Annotated in this window: 24 protein-coding genes; 10 read left to right on the top strand and 14 right to left on the bottom strand. The window is 61.6% G+C overall.

What is annotated here, in order from left to right:
• Positions 1-133: 133 nt before the first annotated feature.
• Entirely contained in the window at positions 134-1060 is a 927-nt protein-coding gene (locus CCGE531_RS18065; protein ID WP_120665827.1) for a LysR family transcriptional regulator, read from the top strand.
• Here the strand turns inward: CCGE531_RS18065 and CCGE531_RS18060 are convergent.
• A complete protein-coding gene (locus tag CCGE531_RS18060; protein WP_120665824.1) occupies positions 1034-1525 on the bottom strand; it encodes a MarR family transcriptional regulator in 492 nt (163 codons plus the stop codon). The genes CCGE531_RS18065 and CCGE531_RS18060 overlap by 27 nt on opposite strands.
• An 83-nt stretch (positions 1526-1608) precedes the next feature.
• Here CCGE531_RS18060 and CCGE531_RS18055 point away from each other — a divergent pair, with 83 nt between their 5' ends.
• A complete protein-coding gene (locus tag CCGE531_RS18055) occupies positions 1609-2508 on the top strand; it encodes an EamA family transporter (protein WP_120665821.1) in 900 nt (299 codons plus the stop codon).
• Between the two features lie 80 nt (positions 2509-2588).
• Here CCGE531_RS18055 and leuC read toward each other — a convergent pair whose 3' ends face one another.
• The 11 genes from leuC to ffh form a co-directional block, all read right to left on the bottom strand.
• Positions 2589-3998: a 3-isopropylmalate dehydratase large subunit gene (gene leuC, locus CCGE531_RS18050; RefSeq protein WP_120665818.1), complete on the bottom strand. Its 1410-nt coding sequence runs from the start codon at positions 3996-3998 to the stop codon at positions 2589-2591.
• 70 nt (positions 3999-4068) lie between these two features.
• A complete protein-coding gene (locus CCGE531_RS35205) occupies positions 4069-4191 on the bottom strand; it encodes a hypothetical protein (RefSeq protein WP_281024458.1) in 123 nt (40 codons plus the stop codon).
• 81 nt (positions 4192-4272) lie between these two features.
• A complete protein-coding gene (locus CCGE531_RS18045; protein WP_120665815.1) occupies positions 4273-5151 on the bottom strand; it encodes an amino acid ABC transporter permease in 879 nt (292 codons plus the stop codon).
• Positions 5152-5185: 34 nt separating this feature from the next.
• A complete protein-coding gene (locus CCGE531_RS18040; RefSeq protein WP_120665812.1) occupies positions 5186-5983 on the bottom strand; it encodes a transporter substrate-binding domain-containing protein in 798 nt (265 codons plus the stop codon).
• A 211-nt stretch (positions 5984-6194) separates the two neighbouring features.
• Positions 6195-6731, bottom strand: a complete 537-nt coding sequence (gene rplS / locus CCGE531_RS18035; protein WP_120665809.1) for a 50S ribosomal protein L19 — start codon at positions 6729-6731, stop codon at positions 6195-6197.
• A 278-nt stretch (positions 6732-7009) separates the two neighbouring features.
• On the bottom strand, positions 7010-7429 hold the full coding sequence (locus CCGE531_RS18030; protein ID WP_120665806.1) for a DUF1801 domain-containing protein: 420 nt from the start codon (positions 7427-7429) through the stop codon (positions 7010-7012).
• Between the two features lie 152 nt (positions 7430-7581).
• Positions 7582-8274, bottom strand: a complete 693-nt coding sequence (trmD, locus tag CCGE531_RS18025; RefSeq protein ID WP_120665804.1) for a tRNA (guanosine(37)-N1)-methyltransferase TrmD — start codon at positions 8272-8274, stop codon at positions 7582-7584.
• Between the two features lie 24 nt (positions 8275-8298).
• The gene (rimM, locus tag CCGE531_RS18020; protein WP_120665801.1) at positions 8299-8880 is read right to left on the bottom strand and encodes a ribosome maturation factor RimM; all 582 of its coding nucleotides are present in this window, start codon (positions 8878-8880) and stop codon (positions 8299-8301) included.
• 222 nt (positions 8881-9102) lie between these two features.
• The gene (gene rpsP, locus CCGE531_RS18015; protein WP_120665798.1) at positions 9103-9465 is read right to left on the bottom strand and encodes a 30S ribosomal protein S16; all 363 of its coding nucleotides are present in this window, start codon (positions 9463-9465) and stop codon (positions 9103-9105) included.
• A 126-nt stretch (positions 9466-9591) separates the two neighbouring features.
• Positions 9592-9894, bottom strand: a complete 303-nt coding sequence (locus tag CCGE531_RS18010) for a chorismate mutase (protein ID WP_015341476.1) — start codon at positions 9892-9894, stop codon at positions 9592-9594.
• Between the two features lie 18 nt (positions 9895-9912).
• A complete protein-coding gene (gene ffh / locus CCGE531_RS18005) occupies positions 9913-11478 on the bottom strand; it encodes a signal recognition particle protein (RefSeq protein WP_120665796.1) in 1566 nt (521 codons plus the stop codon).
• A gap of 372 nt (positions 11479-11850) precedes the next feature.
• Here ffh and CCGE531_RS18000 point away from each other — a divergent pair, with 372 nt between their 5' ends.
• Positions 11851-12840, top strand: a complete 990-nt coding sequence (locus CCGE531_RS18000) for a hypothetical protein (protein WP_120665793.1) — start codon at positions 11851-11853, stop codon at positions 12838-12840.
• Positions 12837-13856 carry an MBL fold metallo-hydrolase gene (locus CCGE531_RS17995; protein ID WP_120665790.1) on the top strand — a complete coding sequence of 340 codons (1020 nt, stop codon included), beginning with the start codon at positions 12837-12839 and terminating at the stop codon, positions 13854-13856. The genes CCGE531_RS18000 and CCGE531_RS17995 overlap by 4 nt, the downstream gene beginning before the upstream one ends.
• Before the next feature lie 70 nt (positions 13857-13926).
• Here CCGE531_RS17995 and CCGE531_RS17990 read toward each other — a convergent pair whose 3' ends face one another.
• Positions 13927-14370 carry an SRPBCC family protein gene (locus CCGE531_RS17990; RefSeq protein ID WP_162943925.1) on the bottom strand — a complete coding sequence of 148 codons (444 nt, stop codon included), beginning with the start codon at positions 14368-14370 and terminating at the stop codon, positions 13927-13929.
• Between the two features lie 277 nt (positions 14371-14647).
• Between CCGE531_RS17990 and CCGE531_RS17985 the strand changes: the two genes are divergently transcribed.
• The 6 genes from CCGE531_RS17985 to CCGE531_RS17960 all read left to right on the top strand — a co-directional run bounded on the left by CCGE531_RS17985 (position 14648) and on the right by CCGE531_RS17960 (position 20324).
• Positions 14648-15247 (top strand): hypothetical protein, encoded by a 600-nt coding sequence (locus CCGE531_RS17985; protein WP_120665784.1) that lies wholly within the window; start codon positions 14648-14650, stop codon positions 15245-15247.
• 109 nt (positions 15248-15356) lie between these two features.
• Positions 15357-16262 (top strand): diaminopimelate epimerase, encoded by a 906-nt coding sequence (dapF, locus tag CCGE531_RS17980; protein ID WP_120665782.1) that lies wholly within the window; start codon positions 15357-15359, stop codon positions 16260-16262.
• On the top strand, positions 16259-17533 hold the full coding sequence (mtaB, locus tag CCGE531_RS17975; RefSeq protein WP_120665779.1) for a tRNA (N(6)-L-threonylcarbamoyladenosine(37)-C(2))-methylthiotransferase MtaB: 1275 nt from the start codon (positions 16259-16261) through the stop codon (positions 17531-17533). Before dapF ends, mtaB begins: the two co-directional genes overlap by 4 nt.
• Before the next feature lie 18 nt (positions 17534-17551).
• On the top strand, positions 17552-19021 hold the full coding sequence (gene ftsY, locus CCGE531_RS17970; protein ID WP_120665776.1) for a signal recognition particle-docking protein FtsY: 1470 nt from the start codon (positions 17552-17554) through the stop codon (positions 19019-19021).
• A complete protein-coding gene (locus CCGE531_RS17965) occupies positions 19018-19737 on the top strand; it encodes a septation protein A (RefSeq protein ID WP_120665774.1) in 720 nt (239 codons plus the stop codon). The genes ftsY and CCGE531_RS17965 overlap by 4 nt, the downstream gene beginning before the upstream one ends.
• The gene (locus tag CCGE531_RS17960) at positions 19734-20324 is read left to right on the top strand and encodes a DUF2585 domain-containing protein (RefSeq protein ID WP_120665771.1); all 591 of its coding nucleotides are present in this window, start codon (positions 19734-19736) and stop codon (positions 20322-20324) included. The genes CCGE531_RS17965 and CCGE531_RS17960 overlap by 4 nt, the downstream gene beginning before the upstream one ends.
• 133 nt (positions 20325-20457) lie before the next feature.
• Here CCGE531_RS17960 and CCGE531_RS17955 read toward each other — a convergent pair.
• Positions 20458-21406 (bottom strand): IS630 family transposase gene (locus tag CCGE531_RS17955; RefSeq protein ID WP_120662593.1). Its coding sequence is split into 2 segments (ribosomal slippage): positions 20458-21069 and positions 21071-21406, totalling 948 coding nucleotides; the frame shifts between segments, so codons are not numbered across the junction.
• Positions 21407-21490: the final 84 nt, after the last annotated feature.

The following is a 21490-nucleotide window of genomic DNA, read 5'->3' as shown; positions in this document are numbered from 1 at the left end:
CCATTTCTGACGAGGTAATAGAAAGTCCCGGCAGACAAGTAGCTCTCGATGTGATGTGGCGGAACGCGCATCATTTGCACTTAATTCGTGCGTTTGACGCTATATATCGGGAAAACCATGCTATGGTTGCGCCATGTCCACACCCGATCTCAACCTGCTCGTCACTCTCAACGTCCTGCTTGCCGAAGGCAGTGTCGCGCGCGCCGCCCGGCGATTGCGGCTGAGCCCATCCGCCATGAGCCGGGCGCTCGCCCGCTTGCGCGAGACGACAGGAGATCCGCTGCTGGTCAGGGCCGGGCGCGGGCTCGTTCCGACACCGCGGGCGCTGGAGTTGCGCGGGAGCCTCGGCCGGCTCGTGCAGGAGGCGGAAGCGGCCTTGCGGCCGGCCGAGAACTTGAATTTGAAGCAGCTCGCCCGGACCTTTACGATACGGACCCGCGAGGGTTTCGTGGAGAATTTCGGGCCGGAGCTGATCGCCAGCGTTGCCGAGCAGGCGCCCGGCGCGCGGCTCTATTTCACGCAGAAGCTGGATAAGGACAGCACGCCGCTACGGGATGGCACGGTCGATCTCGAGACCGGCGTGGTGGGCGACGATACCGGCCCGGAGCTGCGGACGCAGGCGCTGTTCCACGATCACTTCATCGGGGTGGTGCGAAACGGGCATCCGTTGAGCGAGGGGGTGATGACGCCTGCCCGCTATGCCGCCGGCCGGCATATCCTCGTCTCTCGGCGCGGATTGCAGAAAGGCCAGATCGACGAGGCGCTGGAGGGGCTGGGGCTGGAGCGGCAGATCGCAACCATCGTCGGCAGCTTTTCGGCGGCGCTGGCCTTGGCGCGCGCTTCCGACCTGATCGTCAGTGTTCCCGAACGGTATACGGGGAACCTGCGCGTCGGCATGCATAGTTTCGCGCTGCCGGTGCTGACGTCGCATGTGACGATCTCGCTGCTCTGGCATCCACGGATGGATGCGGATCCGGCGCATCGCTGGCTGCGCGGCTGTATTCGCGATATCTGCGCCGAGCGGCGCGCGGGCTTAGGTGCGGGGTTCGAAGTCGGCTAAGTAGTTGCGCAGCAGGCCGTCCAGCGCCATTCGCTCTTCTTCCGAAAGAGTTGAAACCAGCCGCGCCTGCGTTTCCACATGCGCCGTCACCGCCGCGTCGATGAGCTCGAAACCCTTCAGCGTCAGGGATATCAGGAAACTGCGGCCGTCATCCGGGTTCTGGCTGCGGGCGACGAGGCCGGCTTTTTCCAATTGATCGATGCGATTGGTCATCGTGCCCGATGTCACCATCATCGTATCCATGAGGTCGCCGGGGGAGAGGGCATAGGGCTCGCCCGAGCGGCGCAGGGTTGCCAGCATGTCGAAGTTCGCCGAATTCAGGTCGAAGCGTGTAAAGGTCTTCTCCATTTCGCGGGAGAGGTGGAGCGTGAGATTGCGCATGCGCCCGAAGAGACCCATGGCCGTGGTGTCGAGATCCGGCCGTTCGCGGCGCCATTGCTCAAGAATTTTGTCGATGCGATCCATGGCGAAACCTCGCCACGAATTTACCTTGACGTCAAGGTATTTCGTATTATCTTGAGGTCAAGATAAATATTGAGACCGAGGCCATGAACCGTAATTTCGACCTGTTGCTGACAGCCATCGCGCCGGCGATCTGGGGCAGCACCTATCTGGTGACGACACAATTGCTGCCGGCCGGCTATCCCCTCACGGTCGCCATGCTGCGTGCCCTGCCTGCCGGGCTGCTGCTGCTCGCCATCGTACGGCGGCTGCCGCACGGGGTCTGGTGGCTGAAGTCGCTGGTTCTCGGCGCGCTGAATTTCTCCGTCTTCTGGTGGCTGCTGTTCATTTCGGCCTACCGGCTGCCCGGTGGCGTGGCGGCGACCGTCGGCGCCGTTCAGCCGCTGATCGTCATCGTGCTGGCGCGGTTGCTGCTGGGATCGCCGATCCGCAGTCTTTCGATCGTTGCGGCGGTTGCCGGCATTGCCGGCGTCGCGCTCCTCATTCTGACGCCGGCAGCAGCGCTCGACCCCATCGGCATCATGGCCGGTATCGGCGGCGCCGTTTCCATGGCGGCCGGCGTCGTGCTCAGCCGCCGCTGGAGGCCAGACGTCTCGCCGCTGACCTTTACGGCATGGCAGTTGACGGCGGGCGGCTTGCTGCTGCTGCCCGCCGCTTTGACGCTTGAGCCGCCACTTCCCGCGTTGAGCAGCGCAAACCTTCTCGGCTTCACCTATCTCGGGCTGATTGGCGCGGCGCTCACCTCTATTCTCTGGTTCCGGGGCCTGTCGCGGCTGGAGCCCTCGGTGGTCTCGCCGCTCGGCTTTCTCAGCCCGATGACTGCCGTGATACTCGGTTGGGTGGTGCTCGGCCAGCAGCTGAGCCCGATGCAGATGTTCGGCATCGTCGTCGTGCTCGGTAGCGTCTGGCTCAGCCAGCGGGCGCAGCAGGCTCCGCGGCAAGGAAATGCCGCGCTCGGCAGCCAGCCCGTCGTATCGAAGCGATAGAGCGAGCGGTCACATTCATTTTCGACAAAAGAAAAGGGCGGCTTTCAAGCCGCCCCTTGTCATTCATGCCTTTGAGAGGATCAGTTCCACTCGCGGATATCGACGAAGTGACCGGCGATCGCGGCGGCGGCGGCCATGGCGGGCGAGACCAGATGCGTGCGGCCCTTGAAGCCCTGGCGGCCTTCAAAGTTGCGGTTCGAGGTCGAAGCGCAGCGCTCGCCCGGCTTCAGGCGGTCGTCGTTCATGGCGAGGCACATGGAACAGCCAGGCTCGCGCCAGTCGAAACCGGCAGCCTTGAAGATCTTGTCGAGGCCTTCGGCTTCCGCCTGTTCCTTCACTAGGCCGGAGCCCGGAACGATCATGGCATCAACCGTGGAGGCCACCGTTTTGCCTTCCACGACCTTGGCGACGGCGCGCAGGTCTTCGATACGGCCGTTGGTGCAGGAGCCGATGAAGACGCGATCGACGTTGATCTCGGTCATCGGCGTGCCCGGCTTCAGGCCCATATAGTCCAGCGCGCGCCACTTGGATGTACGCTTGGTCTCATCCTGGATTTCGTCCGGGTTGGGAACGATGCCCTGGATGGAGATGACGTCTTCCGGCGAGGAACCCCAGGAGACGATCGGCGGCAGAGCGGCGGCGTCGAGCGTGACGATGCGGTCGTAATGCGCGCCTTCGTCCGACGTCAGCGTCTTCCAGTAGGCGATCGCCTGCTCCAGCGCTTCGCCCTTCGGCGCGCGCGGCTTGCCCTTGATATATTCGAAGGTGATCTCATCCGGCGCGATCAGGCCGGCGCGGGCGCCGCCTTCGATCGACATGTTGCAGATGGTCATGCGGCCTTCCATCGACAGTGCGCGGATGGCTTCGCCGGCATATTCGATGACGTAGCCGGTGCCGCCTGCGGTGCCGATTTCGCCGATGATGGCAAGGATGATGTCCTTGGCGGTGACACCCGGCGGCAGCTGGCCGTCGACCTGCACCAGCATGTTCTTGGCCTTCTTCTGGATCAGCGTCTGCGTGGCGAGCACATGCTCGACCTCGGAGGTGCCGATGCCGTGGGCCAGCGAGCCGAAGGCGCCATGCGTCGAGGTATGGCTGTCACCGCAGACGATGGTCATGCCGGGCAGGGTGAAGCCCTGCTCGGGGCCGATGATGTGGACGATGCCCTGGCGCTTGTCGTTTTCGGAGTAATATTCCACGCCGAATTCGGCGGCATTCTTGGCGAGCTGCTCGACCTGGATGCGGCTTTCCTCGTTCTTGATGCCGAGATGGCGATCGGCCGAGGTCGGAACGTTGTGGTCGACGACAGCCAGCGTCTTCTGCGGGGCGTGAACCTTGCGGCCGGTCATGCGCAGGCCTTCGAAGGCCTGCGGCGACGTCACCTCATGAACGAGGTGGCGATCGATATAGAGAAGACAGGTGCCGTCGTCCTGGGCGTCGACCAGATGGTCATCCCAGATTTTGTCGTACAGTGTGCGTGGAGCGCTCATGGCTACAGATCCATATTGGCATTATCGAAAAGGGGAATGGACGGATCAGGACCGCCGGCCTCGGGTGTGATCAGCGAAGTCGGCTGTTGAGCGCGCCCGAAATCATCGCAAAGAAGCGTGCCGGCAGGCGCTTGTGGTCCTGCAGCACGAAAGCCGTGACGTATCGTCCGTCCTTGCTCATGATCTTATTCATGGCCATGCTCATATCAATTTTCCGAAGTCTCGGCAATGGCAACGATAGGGCATGTTGGGGGCTGGCGTCTGGCCGCAGTCGCTACACCTGCACGTCGGGCGGCTGGCCGGCGCCGAGACGGCGGAAGGCCGACCGGTCGGCACCGGAGCGGCGGCGCATCCAGGCTTCGAGTTGCCTGAGCAGCAGCGACAGGCCGATCGTCAGCAGCAGGTAGATGAAGGCGAGGATCGACAGCGTTTCGAAATAGCGGAAATTGGCCGAATAATAGAGCTTGGCAAGCTGGCTGATATCGGCAACCCCGAGGACGGAGACCAGCGAGCTGTCCTTTACCATGGCGATGAAGTCGTTGGAGAGCGGCGGCAGGATGACGCGGATCGCCTGCGGAAAGACGACGAGGCGGAAGCGCTGGAAGCGGCTGAGGCCGAGCGCCTTTGCCGCCTCGATCTGGCCCTGGTCGACCGCCTGGATGCCGGCGCGGAAGATCTCGGCGATGAAGGACGAATAGGCGATCGTCAGCGCGATGATCGTGCGCCAGATGAAGGGCACGTCGCGGGTGATGAGCGGGCTTGTCCAGCCGGCGGAAATCAGCGGGGAGATGACCCCGTTGTAGACGGCGACGAAGGCCGGCGTGCCGACGAAGGCGATGTAGGCGAGCAGCACCAGTATCGGGATGCCGCGCACGATCTCGATATAGAAGCGCGCGACCTGCCGCAGCACGAGAAAATCCGACAGGCCGAGCAGCGCAAGCCCAAGGCCGAGCAGCATGGCAAGCGTAAAAGCCACCAGCGTCACGAAGATCGTGACGCCGATGCCGTTGAGCAGAAGGGAGAAGATCTGGGCGTAAAGGCCGTTTGCCGCGATTGCGATCGAGGCGACGACGCCGAGTGTGGCAAGGGCGACCAACCACCAGGGAAAGTCATCCTTGCCGTGGTGCCCGCCCGGGCCTGCCATTGGTGCCATTAGAGCGGGCTTCCTGTATGTCGATCTGCAGGGTTCATTGACCCATCTTGTAGTCGAGGAACCACTTCTTGTTCAGCGCGTCGAGCGTGCCGTCCGCCTTGAGGCTGGCGATCGCGGCATTGATCGGGGCGACGAGATCGGAGCCCTTCTGGAAAATGAAGCCGAAATCCTCGGTGCCGAGCGGGCCGCCGGTGAGCTTCAGGCCGCCATTGGAGGCATCGACATAGCCCTTGCCGGCCGTGCCGTCGGTCAGCACCATGTCGACGTCGCCGGTCTTCAGCGCCTGAACGGTGGCGCCGAAGGTTTCGAAGGTCTTGATGCGCGGATTCTGTTCATTGCCGTCGAGGACCGAATAGACGGCGGTATAGAAGGGGGTCGTGCCCGGCTGCGCGCCGATGAGGCCGTCCTTGAAGGCGGCGAAGCTCTTGGCGTCCGTGAAGCGCTTCTCGTCGCCGCGCACCAGCATGAACTGTTCGGAGCGCATGTAGGGGTCGGAGAAATCGACCTTCTGCTTGCGGTCTTCCTTGATAGTGATGCCGGTCATGCCGATGTTGTACTGGCCTTCCGAGACGGCCTGGATCATCGCATCCCAGCTGGTGTTCTGGTATTCGACCTTGAAATTCAGGCGCTTGGCGATCTCGTTCATCGCGTCATATTCCCAGCCAATCGCCTTGTTCGTCTTTGGGTCGATGAACTGCAGCGGCGGATAGGCATTCTCGGTGACGACGACGACGGTCTTGCCGTTGAGGTTCGGAAGATCGGCGGCGAAGGAGGCGAAGGGTGCAAGCAGGAGGGCGCTGAGCCCCAGAAGAAACGAACGACGGAATGCCATGGAAATCTCCCCGATGAGCGCGGCGGAAAAGTGTCATATTTGCGAAGGGGATGGCAAGGCCATTGCCACGGTCGCGATCATAAAAATGGAAAAGCAACTCTAAAATGAGCAGCGAATTGAGAAATATTCTTTTCGCTCGATGCCTGCGGCAGGCAGCAAAAAGGCGACCCAAGGGCCGCCTTCAAGCTTTGCGATCCGTGTGGATCGAAAATTATTCTGCGGCCGGCTCGGCTGCTGCAGCAGCTTCTGCAGCTGCCTTTGCTTCTGCGGCTTCGGCTGCTGCCTTTTCGGCTGCGAGCGCCTGAGCGGCTGCAACCTTCTCGGCTTCGATGCGTGCCTTCTCTTCGGCGAGAGCCTGACGCTCTGCGTCGTTGAGCTTGCGGGCGCGGGTGCCGGTGTTCTCGACGATACGGGCAGCCTTGCCGCGCAGATCGCGCAGGTAGTAGAGCTTGGCGCGACGGACCTTACCGCGGCGAACGATTTCGACGCTTTCGATCATCGGCGAGTAGACCGGGAATACGCGCTCGACGCCTTCGCCGTAGGAGATCTTGCGGACCGTGAAGTTTTCCTGCAGGCCGCCGCCGGAGCGGGCGATGCAGACGCCTTCATAGGCCTGAACGCGGGTACGGTTGCCTTCCGTGACCTTCACGTTGACGCGGACCGTGTCGCCAGCGGAGAATTCCGGAAGAGTGCGCTTGGCTTCGATCTTGGCAGCCTGTTCGGCTTCCAACTGCTGAATGATGTTCATAGTATCAACCTCGTTGTTGCTTCAACAGCCAGAGCGCCCTGAACGATCTCTATCCCTGGTCGGACCTTCAAGGTCTCGCCTCGGATATATGCCTGTTACGGCGGGGGCGGATACGTCTGCTTTTCTTTGGTGGTTGATGGGAAATTTCCCATGCCGGGCGCGCACATACCCTATTGTCACGCCTTTGTCACCCCTTGCGGCCGAATTATGTGGCGTTTGTTGCGGCTCGGGCGGCGCCGAGAGGCGATTTTCGGCCTATCGGCACCGGCTTCCGCCGTTCAGCCGCTTTTCTTCTTTTTCCGGCTCGATGCATTCAGGGCAGATGCGGCGCGAACGAGCGTCTTCAGCGCTTCCTCATTTATCTCTTCATTCTCGCGAATGTCGATCGCGCGCCTCGTATTGCCCTCAAGGCTCGAATTGAAGAGGCCGGCTGGATCATCCAGCGAGGCGCCCTTTGCAAAAGTCAGCTTGACCACGCTCTTGTAGGTCTCGCCGGTACAGATGATGCCGGCATGCGACCATACGGGAACGCCGCGCCACTTCCATTCCTCGACGACTTCAGGCTCGGCCTGCTTGATGAGGGCGCGGACCCGGGCAAGCGTCTTGCCGCGCCAGTCGGCCAGTTCCTGAATTCTCTGATCGATCAGCTGGGAAGCGGGAACTGTCTGTTCCGCTTCCGTCGCGTTGTCTTTTGCCATCCTCCAGCGCCTCCTCGCTTTTCCATGTTCGTCGCTGTTTCCCTACCGCCTGATAGCACTGGGCGCTATAGCGCGCCTGCGGCGGAGAAATCCACTTAGTGACCTGATCTCTAAGCAAAACGCGTTGGCTTCTTCGAAGCCTGCCCAACGAGCTATTTCTCAGCCTTTTTTTCCAACAGATCCGGCCGGCGTTCCCGTGTCAGCTGTTCGGCCTGCTCCTTCTGCCATTTGGCGATTGCCGCGTGGTTGCCTGAGGTGAGCACGGCGGGGATCTCATGGCCTTCCCAGATCTGCGGGCGCGTATAATGCGGATGCTCCAGCAGGCCGCCTTCGAAGCTTTCATGCAGGCCGGAAAGATCGTTGCCCATGACGCCGGGCAGGATGCGGACGATGGCGTCGAGCAGGATCAGCGCCGCTGGCTCGCCGCCGGAGAGGATGTAGTCGCCGATCGAGACTTCCTCGAGGCCGCGGCCGTCGATGACACGCTGGTCGACGCCTTCGAAACGGCCGCAGACGATGATGACGCCGTCACCTGCCGCGAGCTCACGCACGCGCTGTTGCGTCAGCGGCTTGCCGCGCGGGCTCATCAGCAGGCGCGGGCGGCTGTCGTTTTCGCCGGCATGGTCGATGGCGCGGGCAAGCACGTCCGGCTTCAGCACCATGCCGGCGCCGCCGCCGGCGGGCGTGTCGTCGACGGTGCGGTGCCTATCCGTGGCGAAATCGCGAATCTGCACGGTGTCCAGCGCCCACTGACCACGCTCCATCGCCTTGCCGGCAAGCGACGTGCCGAGATGGCCGGGAAACATCTCGGGATAAAGCGTCAGGATGGTCGCCCGGAAACTCATGGCGCGGTCACTTCCCAATGAGGATTACTTCTTCGTCTTGCCTTCCGGCTTTTCCGGCTTCGGCGGCTTGCCGATGAGATCGTCGGGATTGTCGATCAGGCCTGCGGCCATTGGATCGATCAGAATCTTGCCGCCTTCGAGATCGATTTCGAGAACGGCCGTTTCTGAGAAGGGGATCAGGACCGGACGCTTGCCCGGACCCTTCAGCTCCAGGAGGTCGCCGGCGCCGAAATCATAGATGCCGCTGACCGTGCCGTAGCCGGTGCCCTTGTCGTCGACAGCTTCCAGCCCTTCGAGATCGGTGTAGAAGAATTCGTCGTTATCGAGTTCATCATCAGGCAGGTTGTCGCGCTCGATGTAGAGCTCCAGGCCATTCAGCGCTTCGGCGGCATCGCGGTCGTTGACGCCGCGCAAGCGCACCACCACCACGTTCTTGGCTTCGCGGATTTCCAGAACCTCGAAGCTGCGGCCGTCCATGCTGTGCAGGTGGCCGTAATCGCCAAGCGCTGTGGGGTCCGAAGTATAGGCACGGGCGCGTACCTCGCCTTTGAGGCCCTGTGCCGCGCCGATGGTCGCCATCAATACCGGGTTTTGCAGTTTCGTCATGGTCTCTTCGCCGATTACCGGGATTACTGCATAATTCCTCAAATCGGGATCGATTTAAGGAATTATGCAGCAGATCTAAAGTGCTACAGCGACCTTCGCGCGTCATATGTGACGGGCGGCGCTGTAGTTGCGTTCTCTCATAGGATGAACACCCGCCGATGGGAAATAAAAAACGGGCAGCATGTCGCCATGTCGCCCGTTTTCGACAGTCACAAGGACTGATTATTCAGAAGCAGCAGCGGCGGCGTCAGCAGCCTTCTGTGCCTTCTCGGCAGCGCGCTCCTGAGCCTTCTTGCCCGGCTTCGCCTTTTCCGGGTTGCTCTTGGCGTCGCGCGTTGTAACGCCGGCTTCGGCGAGGAAGCGCAGAACGCGGTCGGTCGGCTGGGCGCCGTTGTCGAGCCAATGCTTGATGCGGTCGGCGTCGAGTTCAACGCGCTTGGCATCGTCCTTGGCGAGCATCGGGTTCCAGGAACCAACCTTCTCCAGGAAGCGGCCGTCGCGCGGCGAGCGGGCGTCGGCGATAACAACGTGGTAGTACGGGCGCTTCTTGGAGCCACCGCGGGCGAGACGAATTTTCAGTGCCATGTTAATTCTCCTTAGGCTTTTCTTGACCGCTTCGTTGTGCGGTATGGTTACGTCGCGCTGCTTTTCTCTTGCTGCGTGATCCCTGGCGAAAACGTCCTGCGTCTTTCGGGATCATGCGGCCAGGGGTTACCCTTTGAAATCGGCAGCGATCTGTTCATGATGCCGGATGACTTCCTTGATGACGAAGTTCAGGAACTTCTCGGCGAAATCCGGGTCCAGATTTGCGTCCTTTGCCAGGCGGCGCAGGCGTTCGATCTGAAATTCCTCGCGCGCCGGATCGGCCGGCGGCAGGTCGTACTTGGCCTTCAGCACGCCGACCTCTTTGGTGCAGCGGAAGCGTTCGGCCAGCATGTGCACCAGTGCGGCATCGATATTGTCGATCGACTGGCGATAGTTGCCCAATTGGGCTTTGATGTCTGGATCAATCATGGGGGTCAACGATCCTTCTCACTTCTTCTTCGGCAAACCGGGAAGTCCCGGGAAACCACCGCCGAGGCCGGGCAGCTTGGCGCCGCCCAGGCCCGGCAATCCACCGCCGCCAAGGCCGGGCATGCCGCCGGGACGGCCGAGGCCTGCGGCTTCGGCCTGCTTCTGCAGGGCTTCGAGCTGCTTGGGGTCCATATTCGACAGGTCGGGCATGCCGCCCATACCGCCGCCGAGGCCCATCTTGCCGGCAAGGCCGCCCATCAGCTGCTTCATCATGCCGCCTTTGCCCTTGCCGCCCATCATCTTCATCATGTCCGCCATCTGGCGGTGCATCTTCAGAAGCTTGTTGATGTCGGAGGCGTCGGAGCCGGAGCCGGCGGCGATGCGCTTCTTGCGGGAATGTTTCAAGAGGTCCGGATTGGCGCGCTCTGCCTTGGTCATCGAGGAGATGATGGCGATCTGGCGGCCGAAAAGCTTGTCGTTCAGGCCAGCGGCGGCCATCTTGTCCTTCATGCCACCCATGCCGGGCATCATACCCATGATGCCGCCCATGCCGCCCATCTTCTGCATCTGGCCGAGCTGGTCGGCAAGGTCGTTCAGATCGAACTTGCCCTTGGCCATCTTGGCGGCCATGGCGGCCGCCTTTTCGGCGTCGATGTTCTCAGCCGCCTTTTCGACCAGCGAGACGATGTCGCCCATGCCGAGGATGCGGTCGGCGATACGGCGGGGATGGAATTCTTCCAGCTCGCCCATCTTTTCGCCGACACCGATCAGCTTGATCGGCTTGCCTGTGACGGCGCGCATCGAAAGGGCTGCACCGCCGCGGCCGTCGCCGTCCATGCGGGTCAGCACGAGGCCGGTGATCCCGACGCGCTCGTCGAAATTGCGGGCGAGGTTGACGGCGTCCTGACCGGTCAAGCTATCCGCGACCAGCAGGATTTCATGCGGGTTGGACTTCTTCTTGATATCCGCCATCTCGACCATAAGCGGCTCGTCGATATGCGTACGGCCGGCGGTGTCGAGGATGACGACGTCATGGCCGCCGAGCTTGGCGGCCTGCACGGCGCGCGCGGCGATATCGGTCGGGGACTGGCCTGATATGACCGGCAGCGTATCGACGCCCGTCTGCACGCCGAGCTGGCGCAATTGCTCCTGTGCTGCCGGGCGGCGCGTGTCGAGCGAGGCCATCAGGACCTTCTTGCGGTCGCGGCTGGTCAGGCGGCTGGCGATCTTGGCTGATGTGGTGGTCTTACCGGAGCCCTGCAGACCGACCATCATGACGACGACCGGGGCCGGCGCGTTGAGGTCTATGCCCACGCCTTCGCCGCCGAGCATTTCGATCAGCTCGTCATGGACGATCTTGACGACCATCTGGCCGGGCTTGATCGACTTCAGGATCCCTGCGCCGACAGCCTTTTCGCGGACGCGGTCGGTAAAGGAGCGAACGACATCCAGCGCCACGTCGGCTTCCAAAAGCGCGCGGCGAACCTCGCGAAGTGCTGCGGAAACATCGGCTTCCGAAAGCGCGCCGCGGCCTGTCAGTCCATTCAGAATGGAACCAAGACGGTCCTGGAGGTTCTCAAACATCGGTTCTTCCTTATCGATCGCTCGGGATTGGACTTGGCGCAACTGCGCGTTCCTCGCCCGAAAACGTCGTGCTTTTCCATGACGAAAACAAGACGCAAAGCCAAAAAGCACCCGAGGGCGCATCGCGCTGTCGGGTGTTGACCTCCGGGATCTCTTTATACCTTTATGGGTCCCGGTCGGTGGCTCGGAGGCTTGTGCTCGTCGCAGATTGCGGGCGATAAACAGGAAAAGGCCGGCGAAGTCAACCCAGGGCGGCGGAAATGCCGGATTTACGCTGGCCATATTGCCATATCAATGTCTTTTTGCCTGCACCATCGCCTTCCAAGTGTTGTATCGATCCTCGCCATCAAGTGATTCCCGAGACAGTTCCGAATGAATGATGCAGCCCTGACCGATCTTCTCGCCGCCTGCCGCGCTTACGCCGGCGGCCGTGTCGACGCGCAATTCAATGCGGCGGCACAAGCCTTCTACGCGAGCGCCATGACGCAGCCGAAGATCGTGGCGCGGGCGGCGCGCGAGCTTGGCCGCTTGCCACCGCCGGGAGCGGCAGTGCTTGCCAACATGCTTGGTACCATCCTCGAAAAGGGTGGGTCGGTGGACCGCAGCGGTGCCGCCGTGTGGGAACTCTACATGGCGTGGCTGCCGCAGATCCATCGCGGCTTTGCCGGCCGCAAGGAGCTGAGCCCGAAGCAAAGGCAGCTGCTCGATGCCTTCCAGCTGCTCGGGCAATCGGCGGTTTCGCATCTTGCCGCCATGCCGAAGGAGCGCCAGCTCGCAGCCGGCGACAAGGCGCTGATGGCGCAGCTTGCCGAGCTGCAGGATTATACGCCGGGTGCTGCCTGGGTCCGCCAGGTGCTCCTGAGCCGAAGCGACGCCCTGCTGGTGCTGCATCTGCCGAGCCGCCAGGGCTTTCGCCTGCGCTATGAGAATATCGTCAACGGCTTTCATCTGTTCACGCTGATCCAGGCGGCATTCGGCGAGACGCTCACCGGCGGCCGCGCGCCTAACAGGTTCATTATCGACATGGCGCGGTGCATGACTGTGGCCGAGGAAGGCAATGACGAACCTTGGTGGCGTTATGAGACCGTGCGGCCGGACCAACCGGGACTGACAGAGATTTCCGGCGAGGCCTCCGTCGAGACGATTGCCCGTATCGATGGCCGGCAGGTCATCCTGCTTTCGCCTCCGGCCGAAGATGCCGCGCTCTGGGATACGAGCTTCTTCACGCCGCAGCTTTTCGCCATGCCGGCGAACGTCGTGCTGGAAGAGACGCTGACGGCGCGTGAGGCCGAGGAGTGGCTCAGCAAGATCGGCCTGCCGGCCCGACAGGCGACGGGTGCTGAAGGAGCGGAAAAGCCATGACGAGCTCACCCGGCTCCAACAAGAAGCGCAATCCTTATTATCAGGGTCCGGTTTCCGATCATTTCGACGGTCAGCGCTTCTTCAATCCCGGCGGCGTCGAGCCGGGCAGTGCATTCGACCTTTTGCGCTGGCAGTTCGGCGGCGGCCGGGTGCGCTGGCCCAATCCTGTCATCAGCGCCTTTCCTCCGGCAAGGCCCGACCGGCATGTGTTCGGCGAGCAGATGCGGGTGACCATGGTCGGGCATGCGTCGATGCTGGTGCAGATTGCCGGGCTGAACATTCTGACGGATCCGGTCTGGTCGGAACGGGTCAGTCCGTTCAGATCCGTCGGGCCGAAGCGCGTGGTGCCGCCCGGCATCCGCTTCGAGGACCTGCCGCATATCGACCTCGTACTGGTAACGCATAATCACTACGACCACCTCGATCTGGTCACGCTTGCGCGCCTGCATCAGGCGCATCGGCCAAAGATCGTGACGCCGCTCGGCAACGACACGATCATCCGCCGCATCGTTCCCGACGCCGACATCACTGTGGTCGATTGGGGTGATCGCATCGCCGTCAAGGCTGATGTGACCATCGATGTCGAGCCTTGTCATCACTGGTCGGCGCGAGGGATGGGCGACCAGCGCATGGCGCTGTGGGCCGCATTCGTGCTGGCGACGCCGGCGGGCAAAATCTATCATATCGGCGACACCGGCTTTCACGATGGCATCAATTATGAGGCGGCCGCCCGCAAGCATGGCGGCTTCCGCCTCGCGATCCTGCCCTTCGGCGCCTACGAGCCGCGCTGGTTCATGAAGGGCCAGCACCAGAATCCGGAAGAAGCGGTCAAGGGCATGAAGCTCTGCAACGCCGCCTATGTCGCCGGGCATCACTTCGCGACGTTCCAGCTGACGGACGAGGGCATCGATGCGCCAGTCCAGGCGCTGGATGCAGCGCTGAAGGCCGAAGGCATGGAGCCGGATCGGTTTCGACCGCTCCGGGCAGGGGAAGTTTTTGACGTGCCGGTTGCTTGAGTATTGCGCCAAAAACTCCTTCTCCCCTCGGGGAGAAGGAGTGTCCGGAAGCCTTGTTGCGTGCCGAGCCTTACTGCGTAATCTCGGGTTCGACTAGCTTTGCCAGATTGATCAGCGATTCCTGCCAGCCGAGATAGCAAGCCTCTGGCGGGATGACATCCGGAATGCCTGCCTGGGTAATATTCACCTCGGTCCCGACCAGGACCTTCTTCAAGGTCACGGTCACTTCCATTTCGCCCGGCAGGTTCGGATCGTCGAACTTGTCGGTGTAGCGCACCAGTTCGCCCGGAATAAGCTCGCGGAAATCGCCGCCGAAGGCATGGCTGTCGCCCGTCGTGAAGTTGCGGAAGGACATTCTGAACGTACCGCCAACGCTCGGCTCCAAATGATGCACGGTGCAGGCAAAGCCGTTTGGCGGCAGCCACTTGGCAAGCGCATCCGCCTCGATGAATGCGCGATAGACCTTTTCCGGGCTGGTTGCCAGGACGCGGTGCAGGCGTATGGTATTCGGCATGGTCATAATCCCTATGGTTTGACGGAGTGGACGAGCCTAGGACGTGCGGGGGGCTGGCATTCCGACATGGGGCGCCAATTTTTCCAGAACTAGGTCGGCGTACGGCGATGCCCATAACACAGAGTGAAGCAATAGGCGGGCGGCACTCTCATATTGACGACTCCAATCAGCGCTGGGACGCCGCACAATAATCGATCGCTGTCTGTGCGTACATCTTGAACTGACAACCGATGGTATACGATATGATTCGTAGATCAGTTTCGGTGGTGGTTGTTTGATGGGCGCATTTGGGGAATGGAAAAGCGGTCATGTATTAGCGAGAGCCGTTAGGTTTGCGGCGTTGGGCTGGCTGCTTTTTTGTCTGCTGATTGTAATGCTCTTTATAGTTTGCACGGGGCTCGCAGGCTACCGCTTCCTTCCGTCGACTAAATGGATAGCATCAATCGGTTGGTTGGGTGTCGTAGTGGGCGCGGGAACCGCGCTGCTTGTGTTCTGTCTAGTGTTGGCTGGCGCCACCAGACAGTTGCAAAACGGAACTTATGAACAGGGGTTGAAGCCGGTTCTGGGCATTCTGTTTGCTCCAGTTCTCGGTTATTTTGGAGGCTATGTGGCGGGGGTCATGGCTTGGCCTATGATGCTGGCCTTGGTCGTTGGGCATCATGCAGAGCTTTCCTATACGGTCGGTCGCGCCGACAACCACTATGAAAAGCATTGCTATTCGCCCTTGCAGCTTCAGGGGCTCATGATCGGTTTCGACAAAGTGTGCGGTGTGTCAGACGAATTCAGGAAAGGCCTTGCGACCGGTACCCATATCATAGTTGCCGGCCACGGTACTCATTACGGTCTCTTTGCGACGGAGTTGCGTAGATCCGACTAACGCTCAGCCTGAGCATGATTCGCCGTACCACGTTGCAAGCCACGTCCCACTGGTAATTCCCCCGCAATTCCGCCATATACAGCTCGAAAACACTGACGGACATGGCATCATGAGCAATACGGTCGAATTCGCGAGGATGAACGGGCTTGGAAACAAGATCCTGGTCATCGATATGCGCGGCCGCAAGGACGTGGTGACGGCGGCGGCGGCGATTGCGCTCAATGCCGATCCGGCGACCCAGTTCGACCAGATCATGGCGATCCATGATCCGAAGCTTGAGGGTACCGATGCCTGGATCGATATCCTGAACTGCGACGGCACGAAGGCGCAGGCCTGCGGCAACGGCACGCGCTGCGTCGTGCAGGCGCTGGCGGCCGAAACCGGCAGGAAGGTCTTTACCTTCCAGACCGTCGCCGGCATCCTGAATGCCAGGGAGCATGAAGACGGCACGATCTCGGTCGATATGGGAACGCCGGTCTTTGCCTGGGACAAAATCCCGCTTGCCGAGGAATTTGCCGATACCAGCCGCATCGAGCTGCAGATCGGGCCGATCGACAATCCCGTCCTGCATTCGCCCTCTGTGATGTCGATGGGCAATCCGCATGCGATCTTCTGGGTGGACAAGGACCCGATGTCCTTCGATCTCGATCGCTTCGGCCCTTTGCTCGAAAACCATCCGATGTTTCCCGAGCGCGCCAACATCACGCTGGCGCAGGTGCTTTCGCCTTCGTCGCTGCGCACCCGCACCTGGGAACGCGGCGCCGGCCTGACGCTTGCCTGCGGTTCGGCTGCCTGTGCCGCCGCCGTCAGCGCCGCGCGCACCGGCCGCACCGGCCGCAAGGTGACGATCGACGTCGCCTCCGCGCCGGCTCCGGGCAAGCTCACCATCGAGTGGCTAGACAGTAACGATCATGTCGTCATGACCGGTCCCGCCGAATGGGAATGGTCCGGCACGGTCGACCCGGTCACCGGTCTTTGGGCGCGCGATGAAGAGCAGGGGGCTCAGGCGCGGTGAGCGGGGTCGAGGTCATTACCTTCGGTTGTCGTCTCAACACCTATGAATCCGAAGTGATGAGGGCCGAGGCAGAGAAAGCCGGGCTCAACAACGCCATTCTGGTCAATACCTGCGCCGTGACAAGCGAGGCCGTGCGCCAGGCGCGCCAGGCAATCCGCCGCGCGCGCCGGGACAATCCGCATGCGCGCATCATTGTCACCGGCTGCGCCGCACAGACGGAGAAGCAGACCTTTGCTGAGATGGCTGAGGTGGATGCCGTCCTCGGCAACGAGGAAAAGCTGAAAAGCGCTTCCTATCGCTCTTTGCCGGATTTCGGCGTTTCGGCGGAAGAGAAGCTGCGCGTCAACGACATCATGAGCGTGCGCGCGACGGCGCCGCAGATGATCCGCCATATCGATGGCCATGTGCGCGCCTTCATCCAGGTGCAGAACGGCTGCGACCATCGCTGCACCTTCTGCATCATTCCCTATGGCCGCGGCAATTCGCGCTCGGTACCGATGGGCGCCGTCGTCGATCAGGCCCGCAACCTGGTGGAAAGCGGCTATCGCGAGATCGTGCTCACCGGCGTCGATGCCACCAGCTATGGCGCCGATTTGGCCGGAACGCCGACGCTCGGCCTGCTTGCCAAGACGCTGCTGAAGCAGATCCCGGAGATCCGCCGGCTGCGGCTTTCCTCGATCGACAGCATCGAGGCCGACGGACATCTGATGGACCTCATCGCCGACGAGCCGCGCTTCATGCCGCATCTGCATCTCTCCCTGCAGCATGGCGACGACATGATCCTCAAGCGGATGAAGCGGCGGCACTCGCGCGCTGACGCTATCAGCTTCATCGAAGATGTGCGTCGGTTCCGCCCCGAGACGAGCTTCGGCGCCGATATGATCGCCGGCTTTCCCACGGAGACGGAAGAGATGTTCGCCAATGCCGTCGGCCTGGCGGAAGAGGCCGGCATCGCGCATCTGCATGTTTTCCCTTACAGTCTGCGCCCCGGCACGCCGGCCGCCCGCATGCCGCAGCTCGATCGCGGCCTGATCAAGGAACGCGCCGCCCGCCTGCGCGAGGCCGGACAAAGATTGCACCGGACCCATCTCGACAACATGGTCGGCACGCGGCAATGGCTGCTTGTCGAGAATAACGGGCTGGCGCATACGGAAAACTTCACGCTTGTCGCCGCCCCCGGCCTTCGCCCGCGCGACCTTGTGCAGGTCGCAATCACCGGCCACAATGGCAAGCACCTCGACATGCAACTTCTGGCCGCCGACGCGGCCTAATGCTTCAACGGACACTTCATGGCGCTCGGTTTCATCAAAAAAGTCTTCACCTTCGGCCGAGAAAAGCCGGCTGAGGAGCAGGCGCCTGCGGAGAGTTTGGCTAGGGTTGAGACACCTGTTGTAGATGTTTCGCCGGCTTCCGAGTTTGTCGAGCCTGCGTCACCCCCCTCTGTCCCTTCGGGACATCTCCCCCACAAGGGGGGAGATCGGTTGGAGGATGCCGTGCCGGCTGAGCAAGAGCAGGAGGCTGAAGTGCAATCAGATGCTCTTGGCGCGAAAGAGCCCGAGACCGTCGAGGCAGATAACGACGATGAAGTTGCAGGTGCTCCGGAACAGGCCGCAAACGCCGAAATTGATTTAACGCCGGAAGAGCACCCCATCGAACCGATCTCCCCCCTTGTGGGGGAGATGTCCGACAGGACAGAGGGGGGTGACGAAACTCCCGCAAGCTCGGAATCTTCGTCGAAAAGCACGGAAATCCCAGCCGCCGCCCCCAACCTCCCCAAGGGCTTCTCCACCTCCGCGCCAGCACCCGTTCCCGAAGCCCCGAAGCAGAAACTCTCCTGGTTCCAGCGCCTGCGCGCTGGCCTTGCGCGCACCTCGTCGCAGCTCACCGGCCAGATCTCGGCGCTCTTCACCAAGCGCAAACTTGACGATCAGACGCTGCAGGATCTGGAGGATCTGCTGATCCAGGCCGATCTCGGCGTCGAGACGGCGATGCGGGTGACCGATACACTGGCCTCGGAGCGATACGGCAAGGACGTGACGAGCGAGGACGTCGGCCGCATCATGGCGCAGGAAATCGCCAAGGTGCTGAAGCCCGTCGCGAAGCCCTTGCAGCTCGACCTCAGCCACAAGCCGCATGTCATCCTCGTCGTCGGCGTCAACGGCACCGGCAAGACGACGACGATCGGCAAGCTGGCGGCCAAGCTTTCGGGCGCCGGGCTGAAGGTCATGATCGCCGCCGGCGATACGTTCCGCGCCGCGGCCATCGAGCAATTGAAGATCTGGGCCGATCGCACGAAATCGGAATTCATCGGCACCAAGCTCGGTGCGGATGCCGCCGGCCTTGCCTTCGATGCCTTCCAGCAGGCCAAGGCCAATAAGAGCGACGTGCTGATCATCGATACCGCCGGCCGCCTGCAGAACAAGGCGGAGCTGATGGCCGAGCTTGAGAAGATCGTGCGCGTGCTCGGCAAGCTCGATCCGGATGCGCCGCATACTGTGCTGCAGACGCTAGATGCGACCACGGGCCAGAACGCGCTGAACCAGGTGGAGATCTTCCGCAACGTCGCCGGCGTCAACGGGTTGATCATGACCAAGCTCGACGGTACGGCGCGGGGCGGCATTCTCGTCGCCATCTCGGCCAAGCACAAGCTGCCGGTCTATTTCATCGGCGTCGGCGAGGGTGTAGATGATCTCGAGCCGTTCGAGGCCGAGGATTTTGCCCATGCCATTGCCGGTACGGGGGCTGTAAACAGCCAATGAACGACAAGAACGAATTCGATGACAGGAAAAGTGCCGCAATGACGACCAGCGACAGTGATCTTACCCCAAGTGCCGCCGACAAGCATCACCCGATGCTGAAGCTGGTGCTGGAACTCGGGCCCTTGCTGGTGTTCTTCTTTGGCAACCTGCGCGGCGAATGGCTGGTGCAGCATTTTCCGCAATTGGCGACGCTCGGTGGTCCGCTCTTCGTGGCCACCGGCCTGTTCATGGCGGCGACGGTGATCTCGCTCGTCGTCTCGAAAGTCATGCTCGGCCATCTGCCACTAATGCCCTTCGTCTCCGGCATCGTGGTGCTGATCTTCGGCGCGCTCGGCATCTATCTGCAGAACGAAACCTTCATCAAGATGAAGCCGACCATCGTCAACGCCCTGTTCGGCGTGGCGCTGCTCGGCGGCCTTGCCTTCGGCAAGTCGCTGCTCGGCTATGTCTTCAATGCTGCCTTCCAGCTGGATGCCGAGGGCTGGCGCAAGCTGACGCTGCGCTGGGGCGTCTTCTTTTTCATTCTGGCCGTGCTCAACGAAGTCGTCTGGCGCGGTTCGAACTGGTATTACCTGCCCGACGCCAAGGCGGCGGACAATCTGTGGGTGAACTTCAAGGTCTGGGCGACGATGCCGATCACCATTCTCTTCACCCTGTCGCAGATGCCGCTGATCATGAAGCACACGATCGAGCCACCTACGGAAAACGGGAAATGAGCGAAGCCATCGACGCCCAAAGCCGCTACCGGCAGCAGAGCTTCTGGTTCATCGCCTGTGCCGTCGTTCTGCTCGTGCAAATCGTGGCGGAATATATGATGGGCCGCGTGCCGATCTGTACCTGCGGCTATGTGAAGCTCTTCGAGCCGGTGGTGAAATCCAGCGGCAATTCGCAGCATATCGCCGATTGGTACACGCCGTCGCACATCATCCACGGCTTCCTGTTCTTCGGCCTCACGCATCTGATCATGCGCGGCAAGCCGTTGTCGATGCGGCTCTTCGTTGCCATGCTGATCGAATCTGGCTGGGAGCTCTTGGAAAACTCCCCCATCATCATCAACCGCTACCGTTCAGCGACGATCTCGCTCGATTACGTCGGTGACAGCATCCTCAACTCGTCGATGGATGCGGTGTTCATGGTGGTCGGCTTCCTGTTCGCCTGGCGCGCGCCGGTGCTGGTGACGGTCGCCATCGCCATCTTCTTCGAACTGCTCACTGGCTGGCTCATCCGCGATAACCTCACCCTCAATGTGCTGATGCTGGTTTGGCCGGTCGAGGCGATCAAGACGTGGCAGGGTGGGATTTAGCGACTGCCGGATTTGGCGGCGTCTTCAAGGTGAGCTGGCCTCTTGGCCACCTCGTGGTTCGAGGCCTTGTTTCCTACGCTATCGCTTCGGCAACAAGGCACCTCACCATGAGGTGGAGCGGCTTTAGAGTGTTTCATGTTTTGTTTGAAGCATAGCCAGCGTTGGCAAGATAGTTGGCACACTCGTCTGGGCCGATTGTCTGGACGAGTGAGCCAAGATATCGCCAGGTGTCGTCGATGGTTCTCATCTGTGCTTTTCGCATCCAATGCTTGATCTTGGCGAAGGCCTGTTCGATCGGATTGAGGTCTGGTGAATAGGGCGGCAGAAACCAGAGCCTTGCACCGGCGGCCTTGATCAACTGGCGTATCTGCCCGGATTTGTGGCTGCCCAGATTGTCCATGATGACGATGTCGCCTGGCTGCAGCGTCGGGACGAGTTGTTGTTCGACATAGGCCCTGAAGCACTGGCCATTGATCGGGCCGTCGAAGACGCAGGGTGCGGTGAGACAATCGGCCCGGAGCGCGCCGACGAAGGTCAATGTCCGCCAATGGCCGTGCGGGGCAAAGCCTCGCAGTCGCTTGCCCTTAACACCCCAGCCGTAAAGGGGAGCCATGTTGGTCTTGATCCAGGTTTCGTCGATGAACACGAGCCTTTGAGGGTCGAGCCGCGTCTGCCATGACTGCCAGCGCTTGCGTCGACGGGCGATATCAGTGCGCGCCTGCTCGAGGGCAAACATCGTTTTTTTTGAAGCGCAGCCCCTCGCGGCGCAGAAAACGCCAAACGGCGTCATGCGAGACGATGATGCCTCTCACCGCCAGTTCGTCCTTGAGGCCGTGCAGGCTGATCTGCGGCGTCTGAGCAATCCGCTCGGCTATAAAAGCACGATGCGGTTCCAAAAGGCGCTTGCGATGCCCTCCCATCTGACCGGGCGCAACCGAACCGCTGCGGCGATACCGCTGCGACCACTTCACGACAGACGACACCGAGACGCCGAACCGCGCGGCCACCGAGCGACAGCTCTCTCCCGCCGTGACAGCAGCCACGACACGTTCACGCAGATCATTCGAAAGAGGTGCGACCATCGATGCTGACCTCCTCTCAGCCAGCATCTTGAATCACATTCGAACCCAAAAGGGAATCTGGAGGGTTATTTGAGGGCGCATCAG

The organism is Rhizobium sp. CCGE531, assembly GCF_003627795.1.
GTDB lineage: Bacteria > Pseudomonadota > Alphaproteobacteria > Rhizobiales > Rhizobiaceae > Rhizobium.
The sequence above is the reverse complement of the archived record's forward strand: the minus strand, read 5'-3'. Positions and strand labels throughout refer to the sequence as shown.

Excerpts from the sequence above, each read along its gene's own strand:
- CCGE531_RS18060 (WP_120665824.1), bottom strand. The coding sequence starts at position 1,525 with ATGGATCGCATCGACAAAATTCTTGAGCAATGGCGCCGCGAACGGCCG.
- CCGE531_RS17995 (WP_120665790.1), top strand. The coding sequence starts at position 12,837 with ATGACGAGCTCACCCGGCTCCAACAAGAAGCGCAATCCTTATTATCAG.
- CCGE531_RS18065 (WP_120665827.1), top strand. The coding sequence starts at position 134 with ATGTCCACACCCGATCTCAACCTGCTCGTCACTCTCAACGTCCTGCTT.
- CCGE531_RS18055 (WP_120665821.1), top strand. The coding sequence starts at position 1,609 with ATGAACCGTAATTTCGACCTGTTGCTGACAGCCATCGCGCCGGCGATC.
- CCGE531_RS17960 (WP_120665771.1), top strand. The coding sequence starts at position 19,734 with ATGAGCGAAGCCATCGACGCCCAAAGCCGCTACCGGCAGCAGAGCTTC.
- leuC (WP_120665818.1), bottom strand. The coding sequence starts at position 3,998 with ATGAGCGCTCCACGCACACTGTACGACAAAATCTGGGATGACCATCTG.
- dapF (WP_120665782.1), top strand. The coding sequence starts at position 15,357 with ATGAGCAATACGGTCGAATTCGCGAGGATGAACGGGCTTGGAAACAAG.
- CCGE531_RS18045 (WP_120665815.1), bottom strand. The coding sequence starts at position 5,151 with ATGGCACCAATGGCAGGCCCGGGCGGGCACCACGGCAAGGATGACTTT.
- CCGE531_RS17965 (WP_120665774.1), top strand. The coding sequence starts at position 19,018 with ATGAACGACAAGAACGAATTCGATGACAGGAAAAGTGCCGCAATGACG.
- trmD (WP_120665804.1), bottom strand. The coding sequence starts at position 8,274 with ATGAGTTTCCGGGCGACCATCCTGACGCTTTATCCCGAGATGTTTCCC.
- rplS (WP_120665809.1), bottom strand. The coding sequence starts at position 6,731 with ATGAACATCATTCAGCAGTTGGAAGCCGAACAGGCTGCCAAGATCGAA.
- CCGE531_RS18000 (WP_120665793.1), top strand. The coding sequence starts at position 11,851 with ATGAATGATGCAGCCCTGACCGATCTTCTCGCCGCCTGCCGCGCTTAC.
- CCGE531_RS17990 (WP_162943925.1), bottom strand. The coding sequence starts at position 14,370 with ATGCCGAATACCATACGCCTGCACCGCGTCCTGGCAACCAGCCCGGAA.
- CCGE531_RS18030 (WP_120665806.1), bottom strand. The coding sequence starts at position 7,429 with ATGGCAAAAGACAACGCGACGGAAGCGGAACAGACAGTTCCCGCTTCC.
- CCGE531_RS17985 (WP_120665784.1), top strand. The coding sequence starts at position 14,648 with ATGGGCGCATTTGGGGAATGGAAAAGCGGTCATGTATTAGCGAGAGCC.
- CCGE531_RS18010 (WP_015341476.1), bottom strand. The coding sequence starts at position 9,894 with ATGATTGATCCAGACATCAAAGCCCAATTGGGCAACTATCGCCAGTCG.
- rimM (WP_120665801.1), bottom strand. The coding sequence starts at position 8,880 with ATGACGAAACTGCAAAACCCGGTATTGATGGCGACCATCGGCGCGGCA.
- CCGE531_RS35205 (WP_281024458.1), bottom strand. The coding sequence starts at position 4,191 with ATGAATAAGATCATGAGCAAGGACGGACGATACGTCACGGCTTTCGTG.
- ffh (WP_120665796.1), bottom strand. The coding sequence starts at position 11,478 with ATGTTTGAGAACCTCCAGGACCGTCTTGGTTCCATTCTGAATGGACTG.
- CCGE531_RS18040 (WP_120665812.1), bottom strand. The coding sequence starts at position 5,983 with ATGGCATTCCGTCGTTCGTTTCTTCTGGGGCTCAGCGCCCTCCTGCTT.
- rpsP (WP_120665798.1), bottom strand. The coding sequence starts at position 9,465 with ATGGCACTGAAAATTCGTCTCGCCCGCGGTGGCTCCAAGAAGCGCCCG.
- ftsY (WP_120665776.1), top strand. The coding sequence starts at position 17,552 with ATGGCGCTCGGTTTCATCAAAAAAGTCTTCACCTTCGGCCGAGAAAAG.